Annotated in this window: 3 protein-coding genes; 2 read left to right on the top strand and 1 reads right to left on the bottom strand. The window is 48.3% G+C overall.

Annotation, left to right across the window (positions count from 1 at the left end; genetic code table 11):
* Positions 1–2: 2 nt before the first annotated feature.
* A complete protein-coding gene (locus LDO37_RS17570; protein WP_126606605.1) occupies positions 3–3,404 on the top strand; it encodes a non-ribosomal peptide synthetase in 3,402 nt (1,133 codons plus the stop codon).
* 2 nt (positions 3,405–3,406) lie between these two features.
* Entirely contained in the window at positions 3,407–9,154 is a 5,748-nt protein-coding gene (locus LDO37_RS17565) for a non-ribosomal peptide synthetase (protein ID WP_126606604.1), read from the top strand.
* A 29-nt stretch (positions 9,155–9,183) separates the two neighbouring features.
* Here the strand turns inward: LDO37_RS17565 and trmH are convergent, their stop codons facing one another.
* Positions 9,184–9,870 carry a tRNA (guanosine(18)-2'-O)-methyltransferase TrmH gene (gene trmH / locus LDO37_RS17560; RefSeq protein WP_126606603.1) on the bottom strand — a complete coding sequence of 229 codons (687 nt, stop codon included), beginning with the start codon at positions 9,868–9,870 and terminating at the stop codon, positions 9,184–9,186.
* Positions 9,871–9,926 lie beyond the last annotated feature (56 nt).

Below are 9,926 nucleotides of genomic sequence, written 5' to 3'. Positions count from 1 at the left end.
CCATGTTAGATCTAATCAATCAAATCAAAGAGAATGAATTGTCTGTATGGGTACAAGAGGATGCTATCAAATTAGCATTTGGTGACGAGAAACCATCGGACGTATTGCTTGCGAAAATCAAAGAAAACAAACCCGGTCTGATGGATATCTTAAGGCGCAATGGCATCTTATCGAAGCACGACTTCTGGGAAACAGAGATTTTCTCTTTGCCAAATACAGGCGCGACGTTGTCTTTTGCTCAAGAGCGCATGTTGTTTATTGAGCAATTTGAACAAGGCACAGATGCGTACCACATTCCTTATACCGTCGAGCTTTCCAGTGATATCCAGCAGGATGTGTTGATTCAAGCGTTCCAAGCTGTTGTCGATAGGCATCCAGTGTTGAATTCGATTTACAAACAGAACGAAGAAGGGCAGTTTGCGTTGCATCCGCTCGATCAAAAGGTTTGTATCTCTCAACAGGTCGCGGCTGACTTTGCTGACTTTAAAACCCAATTGTCTCAAGCGATTGAGCGACCGTTTGATCTGTCTACCGAAGCCCCAATGCGTCTGTCGCAATTCACCTCTGAAGGTAAACACTATCTGTTGATATTGTGGCACCACATTGCTTTTGATGGCTGGTCGACCGACATTTTCTTACGTGAGCTATCTCAGGCATATCAAACTTTGTTAACGCAGGGTCGACCATCACAGCAAGGTCAGCCAGTATTGCCACCCTTGGCAATTCAGTACAGTGATTATGCATTTTGGCAACGTCATCAACTTGAGGGGAAGGGGCTAGAGAGCCAAATGGCATTTTGGTCTGATACGTTATCTGGCTGTCAGACGTTGGAGTTGCCAACCGATCATCCAAGACCAACAAAAGTGAACTACCAAGGCAGAAACGTCGCACTGACTCTCGATAGCGCGTTGTCGGAGCAACTTAAAACGTTAGCACGAGATCAAGACACCACGCTTTACGTTGTTATGCTGAGCGGATTTTATCTGACACTGTCGACGCTGAGTGGACAAGGTGACATCGTTGTTGGTACGCCTTCCGACAACCGCCATCAACCCCAGACACAAGACTTGATTGGTTACTTTGCAACGTCTCTGGTGTTAAGGGCTCAAGTGGATCTTGCTGGAACAGTGAGCGATCTGTTTAAGCAGATTCACACAGTAATGACCAACGCTAAAATGAATCAGGATGTGCCGTTTGAGCGTTTGATTGATTTACTCAACGTAGAGCGCGATATGTCGCGCCACCCACTGTTTCAAGTGATGTTTGGCATGCAAAGTTTCGGTCACCAGCAGCTGAGCCAAGACGCATTGCCATTTGAATCGGTCGATTTGGGCGACGAAGGGCTATATGCCCCAGCCAAATTTGATTTGAACTTCCATGTGGATGACGGTCACGGTGCTCTAAAATTGGGGTTGGATTACGCCACCAGCCTGTTTGAGCATACTTCTGCACAGCGTGTGTTGACGATTTATCAGCACATATTAAAAAGCTTTGTCGCGGATTCTGAACAATGCCTTGCAGACATTGATGTGCTATCGGAATCTGAAAAAACGCTGCTATTACGCGACTGGAATACCACACAATCGCCTGCGCCTTCCATGCCAACTTGGCATCAGTTGTTTGAAGCACAAGTGCAAACCACACCGAACGCGGTGGCACTCACGTATCAAGACCAGCACTTGACCTATCAAGAGCTGAACCAAAAAGCCAACCAGCTCGCGCGCACTCTGCGCCAACAGCATGTGATTCGTTACGAGCGTGAACTGACAGCAGACACACCGATTGCCTTGTACTTAGACCGAAGCGTCGACATGGTGGTGAGCATTTTAGCGGTGCTCAAAGCGGGCGGGGCGTATGTCCCCGTATCGCCGGAATACCCGAAAGAGCGCACGCAGTTTATTTTGGAAGACACGGCGGCACCGCTGGTACTGACTCAGCAAACGCATCTTAGCCAGCTGGATGGTTGGTTAAGTGATTTACCGCAGCTACCCGAGCTGGTGTTGGCAGACAACGCGTATCCTCAATCATCAGAGAACCTAGACCTGACGGTTTCAGGTGATGACCTTGCGTACATCATTTACACCTCAGGCACCACAGGTAAGCCCAAAGGGGTGATGATGCCGCATTCGGCTTACGCTGATTTTATTCATCAATATCATCAGTCTGTTGAAACCCTGTCCGCTGAAGCACAGCCTATTTCCTTAGTCAGCCTCACTCAATACACCTTTGACATCTTTGGCTTGGAATACGGCTTACCGCTGTTGTCAGGTGGTACGGTTCACCTGTCGGATATCCACCAAGCATCGGAAACCTTATCCGAGCATGTCAGCAAGACCAACGTATTGCAGCTTACCCCATCGGTGTGGTCAGTACTGCAAGTGGCACTGCCAGAAGCCCTCGATTTGTCTCACGTGACCGTTATTGTCGGCGGCGAAAGTGGCTCGGAAGCGATTTACCAAAGCTTGTCGCAGCGCTTTAAAGAGGTCATTCAAGTGTACGGTCCGACTGAGGCATGCATTTGGAGTACCCAATCTCGATACCAATCGGGTAACGCCCACATTATCGGCACACCGCTGAGTAACGAGCGATGCTATGTCCTTTCGGGCAATGGAAAACTGTGCCCAATTGGTGTTCCCGGTGAGCTGCACATAGGGGGCGCAGGACTGGCGAGAGGTTACCTCAACCGAGACACCCTAACGGCGGAGCAGTTCATCGACAGCCCAATTGAAGGGCACGATGAGCGGTTATACAAAACTGGAGACTGGGTACGCTGGCGTCACGATGGTCAACTGGAGTATATCGGGCGCAATGATAGCCAAGTGAAGATACGCGGTTACCGGATTGAGCTGGGTGAAATTGAAGCCACGCTCATGGCGGTTGATGGGGTACAGCAAACCGTCGTTATTGACCGAGAAAAAGAAGGCGACAAGTATCTTGCCGCGTACCTTGTGAGTGACCAGACACTCAGCATGGATGACCTCCGCCACAGCTTAAATGCTCACCTGCCAGATTACATGGTGCCCGCCACCTTCAACCAGATTGAAGCTATCCCTCTGACGTTAAACGGCAAGCTTGACCGTCGAGCACTACCCGAGCCGGAATGGGTGGAATCCAGTGGTTACGTTGCCCCAGAAAGTGAGTTGGAAATCGCACTGTGCGACATCTGGTCTCAGGTGTTGGGGTTAGAGCGCGTTGGCGTTCACGCCAGCTTCTTCCAAATAGGCGGCAATTCCATTAATGCCATTAAAGTCATTAGCCAGATCAATCGCTACCTTGGTCATTCGCTGCGTTTGGAGTTAGTGAACCTTTACACCACCAAAACGATCGCCGAGTTGGCTGCGTACATTGAAGAAAATCAAACCGTCAGCTTCCTTGATGAGCAAGATAACGAAATGAGTATTTAGTTATGTACGAATTAGTGAATCGAATCAAAGCCAGCAACATGTCGGTTTGGGTGGAAGAGGATGCCATTAAGCTGGCGTTTGCTGGTGATAAACCGTGTTCAGAGTCGCTGGGGGAAATCAAAGCAAGAAAGCCAGAATTATTGGGCATATTGCAGCAAAATCAGATCACCTCTAAGCATGCGTTTTGGGATAAAGAGATACTGGCTATGCCAGAGACGCAAACCGAGCTTTCTTTTTCACAAGAACGCATGTTGTTCATAGAGCAGTTTGAGCAAGGTACGGATGCGTATCATATTCCCTATGTCTTTGAGCTCAATGCCGACGTCGATTTACCGGCGCTGGAACGGTCTTTTCAAAAGATATTCGAACGTCATCCGGTATTGAATTCAATATACCTGACTGATGAACAAGACAAGGCGTATGTGAAGCTGCTGGCATCCACCGTGCAAATGGACGTGGAATCCATCGCACCTAATACGCCAGTAAAAACCATTTTTGATTCCGAAATATCTCGACCCTTCCAATTGGATCAAGAGCGACCGATCCGGTTGATTCGCTACCTAGGGTTGGAGAAAGATTACTTGCTGGTCATTTGGCATCATATTGCCTTTGATGGTTGGTCGACCGATGTTTTTCTTAGCGAGTTATCGCTGGCGTACCAAGCTTACAGCACAGGGAACTCACCTGTGCTGCCTGAATTGGACGTTAGTTATGCCGATTACGCCCTTTGGCAGCGTCAGCAACTAACGGGCTCAAACTTAGAGAAACAGCTTTCGTTTTGGAAGCGTCAGCTTGATGGCGTTGAAACGCTAGCCTTACCGACCGATTCTCCACGCCCAGCAACAATCGATTACAGCGGTAAAGATTTAGTATTCACGTTCGATAGCGGGCTCTCTGATCATCTTCGACAGCTCGCTCGTCAGCAGGATACCACCTTGTACACAGTATTGCTGAGTGGGTTTTATGCGACTCTGGCGCTATTGTCTGGCCAGAAAAGCATTGTCGTCGGCACGCCTTCTGATAACCGACACCACACGCAAGTCCAAAATTTGATCGGTTACTTTGTTAATTCATTGCCAATGCGAGCGGATGTATCGCTGTCGTCGAGCGTGAAAGCGTTCATCACCTTGGTTCACAACGTGGTAGCAGATGCAAAGGCACATCAAGATTTACCCTTTGAGCAACTTGTCGAAGCGTTAAAAGTAGAACGGGACATGTCACGTCACCCGATTTTCCAAGTGATGTTCTCGCTACAAAGTTTTGGTGAGCAGCGTTTGAAAGAGCAGACGTTGCCGTTTAAACAGGCGCAATTTGAAGAGGTGCGTTCGCTCAGAAATCCCGCCAAGTTTGACTTGAGTTTGTACTTGGATGACAGCGGAGAAGACATTTACGGCAACTTCAATTTCGCGACCAGCTTGTTCAATGATGACACCATTCAAAGGATTGCCGACGTCTACTCATGGGTATTAAAGAGCTTTGCTGCTAATCCGAATCAAGCGCTTGGGCAAATTGATGTGCTTTCACCGGCTGAGCGCGAGCAGCTTTTTGAACAGTGGAACAACACGCACGAAGATTACCCTAAAAGAAATTTGCTCGACGGATTCAATGAGCAAGTGGCAAAGCAACCTAATGCGCTTGCGGTCGTTTGTGGTAACCAGAACGTTAGTTATCAAGAGGTGCACGAGCATCGTTTGTTATTAGCAAATCAGCTTCAACAAGCAGGGGTAGAACGAGGTGAGTTGGTTGGTGTACTGACGGAAAAAGGCGAACCACAGCTGGTGGCTACGCTGGGTATTATGTCGATTGGGGCGGCGTATTTACCACTCAATGTGGCTTGGCCAGCATCGCGTTTGAATGATGTGTTGAAAGCGGGTGATGTAACGCATCTTGTGATGACTCAGTGTCAGCAAGACTTGTACGCTGGTGAAGAGTGGCTAAAAAATTATCAGATTACGATCATTGAATCGGTGTACCAAACCTCTATCCCAGACCATTGGGAAAATGGATTGTGGCGAGAGGCGTTACCGAATGTCAGCCCTGATGAGTTGGCGTACATTATTTTCACCTCTGGTAGCACGGGAAAACCGAAAGGGGTGGTGATCAGCCATGATGGTGCAATGAACACCATCGAAGCGGTGAATCGAACGTTCGACGTTCAGCGGCAAGATCGAGTATTGGCGCTATCGGATTTGAGTTTCGATCTTTCTGTTTACGATTTATTCGGCACGTTAGCAGCAGGCGCAGCCATTGTTTTCCCTGAACAATCAGAAGTGCAAAACCCAAGTCGATGGGTCGAACTTGTCGATACCCATCAAGTGACTATTTGGAACTCTGTGCCTCAATTGGTGCAGCTTTTGGTGGAAGAGGTGGCGTTGCCTATTGGTGCATCTGGAACAGAGGGCTCCAAATACGAACATCCACAAACCCTCCGTTCATTGAAAGTCGTGCTCATGAGTGGGGATTGGATCCCGCTTCAACTTCCAAAGCAACTTAAGAGTCTAATACCCACAGTACAAGCCATCAGTTTAGGCGGTGCAACGGAAGGGAGCATTTGGTCAATTTGGTATCCCATTCAGTCGGTTAACCCTGATTGGCAAAGTATTCCATATGGGTTGGCGATGCCAAATCAAGCCATGTGGGTGCTTAACGAGCAGGGTGGGCATTGCCCAGCCGGAGCGATAGGAGAAATCCATATTGGCGGTGCAGGGGTTGCGAAAGGGTATTATAACGAGCCAGAAAAAACGGCTGCTCAGTTCTTTGATCATCCAACACTCGGTCATTTATATCGAACAGGCGATTTAGGTTGCTGGAATAAGCATGGCTACATCGAATTCAAGGGACGCAAGGATTTCCAAGTAAAAGTACGAGGCTACCGCGTAGAGCTTGGGGAAATCGAAACTGTGCTCTCGGAGCAAGCGGGTGTGAAGCATGCAGTGGTCATTGATGTTGAGCGAGAAGGCATTAAGAGTCTTGCCGCTTACATTGTTTCAGATGACGGCAGCGAAACCTTGTTTGCTAGGCTCCATCAAGTGGTGTCAGACGCATTGCCAGAATACATGGTGCCGTCAACCTTCAACTTGATCGACGGTATTCCACTGAGTGCGAACGGTAAACTAGACAGAAAAGCGCTGCCCGACCCAGTATGGAACCAAGCAGAAGAATACGTTGCACCAACTACAGACTTGGAGATCTTGTTTGCCGATATCTGGCAACAAGCGTTGAATGTCGAAAAAGTTGGTGTTCACGACAACTTCTTCCAGGTCGGTGGTAACTCGATTACCGCAATTCGAATGGTGAGTATGCTGAATCGCGCTTTGGAATCTTGTTCTTTAGCAGATCGGTCGATAGCAGACCATGCTTTAGAGCCAGATAAAGGCGGCAGTGAACCGAAAAAAGTCACGGTAGTGGATTTGTTCCGTTTCCCAACCGTAGCGGAGATCGCTAAGCACATTGAGTCCGACACCGATGCCCAACCAACCGGTCTGTTGCATTGCCTCACTTCCCAAAATAACAGCAAAGCCAAACCTAAGCGCCACCTTGTTTGTATCCCCTATGGCGGCGGAAGCCCCATCGCGTATCAACCTTTATCAGGTTGCCTTCCTGAAGATTATTCGCTGCATGCTTTGAATTTCCCCGGTCATGACTACGCGCGCTCAGATGAAGGGCTGATGCCGATGAATGACATTGCAGAGCAGTGCGTCGAAGAGATACTGTCTGGCATTTCAGGTGATATTTATCTTTATGGTCATTGTGTTGGCGGGGCACTTACCTTGGATATTGCCCGCAGATTGGAAGCAAAGGGATCACCCGCAAAAGGGGTGTTCTTAGCGGCGACGTTCCCATTCCCAAGGTTGCCTTTTGCTGCATTGGAATCACTTCGGAAATGGATTCCGTTTGATAAGTTGGTTTCCAATCGCTTACGTTTTGAGTCGATTTTGTCGTTAGGCGGTTTTTCAGAATCACTGGAAGAAGACGAGCTGAATTTCCTGATGTCAGCGATGCGACAGGATGTCAGCGATGCCGAAGACTTCTACACGGTTGCGAACTTGTCGCCAGAGGACTACGTCGTCAGTGCGCCGATATTGTCGATATACGGAGACAAAGACAAAAGCACCGAATTTTATGAAGAACGATACCAAGATTGGCGAGCCTTTTCGCCAGATGTGTCGATGGAAGTGATTCCCGATGCAGGGCATTTCTTTATCAAACATCAACCTCATGAGTTGAGCCGAATCCTGACCGCGCAAATTCAACAATGGGAATCACCAACAAAAGACGACGAAGATAAAAGAGGTGATGAAGACAGAAAATATGAAAACGTAAATGGGTCTACATTGAGCCAACCGGATAATGAGCCAAAAGAGACGTTTTCGTTTAGCCACTTGTTCAATAGGAAAAATCGGGAGGCGAAACCAAGCTTACCGCTGTTTTTTGTTATCGTCTTCGGGCAATATATGTCGATGCTTGGAACCGGTTTGACGGCGTTTGCATTGGGTACTTGGGTTTACATACAAACCGGATCCGTCACCGAATTTGCATACATTTCCGTGTTTGCATTGCTCCCCGGTATCTTGGTGTTGCCGTTTGCAGGGGCATTGGTCGATAGGTGGGATAGGCGGCTGATTCTCATGCTCAGCGACGCCATCTCTGTCTGTGGCACCTTGTTTATTTTCTTTACCTTGTGGACGGGAGAGCTGCAGATTTGGAAAATTTACACCGTGGTCGCCATCAGTTCTATCGGGCAAGCTTTTCAACGACCAGCCTACATTGCCACCATTGCGCAATTAGTACCTAAGAAATACCTCGGTCGAGCGAATGGATTGGCTCAACTGGCTTCTTCCACCAGCCAAGTGATCGCGGTTTTTGCGGGAGGGTATCTTTTCCTAGAGGTTGGGCTGCAAAATGTGTTGATTTTAGACATTGCGGCATTCTGTGTTGCGTTTACCACGCTGCTTCTCATTCGCTTCCCGAATCGGATGTTCAAAAAGCGCGAGTTACCGATTCTTCAGGAAATAGTTGAGGGTTGGCAATACATCCTTCAGCGTAAAGAGATGCTGGCGATGGTGGTTTTCTTTGCAGTGTACAACTTTGCTTTCAGCGCCATTATGGTACTCGGTACCCCATTAGTACTGTCTGTGGGCAAAGCAGATTTGCTTGGCCAGGTGCTTGCATTTGATGGAATAGGGCAGTTGGCTGGCGGTCTAATTATGGGGATATGGGGAGGAACCAAGCTCCGAGCCCATGGCATGATTGGCTTTACGCTTCTAACTGGTGTCTCGATGATCATTGCGGGTATTCAAGCCAATCAGTTTTATCTTATGGCTGGGTTCTTTGGTATCGGAATGTCGTTGGCGTTAGTCAATGCGCACTGGCAATGTCTGATTCAAGTGAAAGTTGGGCTTGAGTTGCAAGGTAGGGTGATCGCCACCAATCAGATGATGTCGTGGTCGATGATGCCTTTGGCGTATTTCCTTATCGGTCATCTAGCAGAAAACGTGGTGGAACCGTTTATGACGAGTGACTCCGCCATGGCGCATTTTGCTGTGTCTGTATTTGGTGGAAGCGAAGGTCGAGGGGTTGGATTGTTGCTGGCGATGTTAGGGGCTTTTGCCGTTATCTGGGGTGTGATGAGTTTGCTTTATCGTCCTCTGAGGTTGATGGAGCAAAGGCTACCCGATGTTATCCCTGATGAAGAACCGACACCAGCCATTGGCGAGCCTAAAAAGTGGCATGAACAAACGGTGCTTTAAGTTGAACTATAAAAAAGAAAGTAGCGGTGCTACTTTCTTTGCATTTCTGCCCACCAGTTCTCGTCTGCCACGATTTGACCAACTTCATCCAAGGGTGGGTAAGGTAAGCCTTTGCGCTTGGCGACTTTTGCGAGAACGGGATGCCCGCGTTCAAACAGAATTCGATGAATGTACTCGGCAGGCAATGCCGACTCATTTCGTTCGTACATACCAGCAATTTGGCGCTGTCTTTGCGCTTCAAATAAGATCAACGCGCTGGCAACTGAAACATTCAACGATTGCACCATTCCAACCATGGGAATGATGATGTCTTGATCGGCCATAGACAGAGCATGGGGAGTGATTCCGTGTTTTTCGCCACCTAAGATCACGGCCGTGGGTTTGGTGTAGTCGATGTCACGAAAATCGACTGCTGTGTCCGACAAATTTGTTGCGAGTATTTGCATGCCTTGGCCTTTTAGCTCGCCTACGGCGTCATCTATCGATTCATGCGTATCCACTTCTACCCAATTTCTCGCACCCGCCGAAGTGTGGCTTAAGGTTCGCATTTTAGGATCTGGCCACACCGCGTGTATTTTATGGACACCCGCCGCATCGGCACTGCGGATAATGGCAGAGACGTTGTTTGGCTTATGGACTTCTTCAAGACATAAAGTTAGATCAGGCTGGCGTGCCTTAAGTACGGTGTGGATTCGATGGTAGCGTTCTAAATTCATATGTCGCTCTGAAAAAGGTCTCTTACCAGAAGATAAGAGACCTTTGAGTGTTAGTG

It is taken from the genome of Vibrio penaeicida, assembly GCF_019977755.1.
In the GTDB taxonomy this organism is placed as follows: domain Bacteria; phylum Pseudomonadota; class Gammaproteobacteria; order Enterobacterales; family Vibrionaceae; genus Vibrio; species Vibrio penaeicida.
This window is presented reverse-complemented; position numbering and strand designations above follow the sequence as displayed.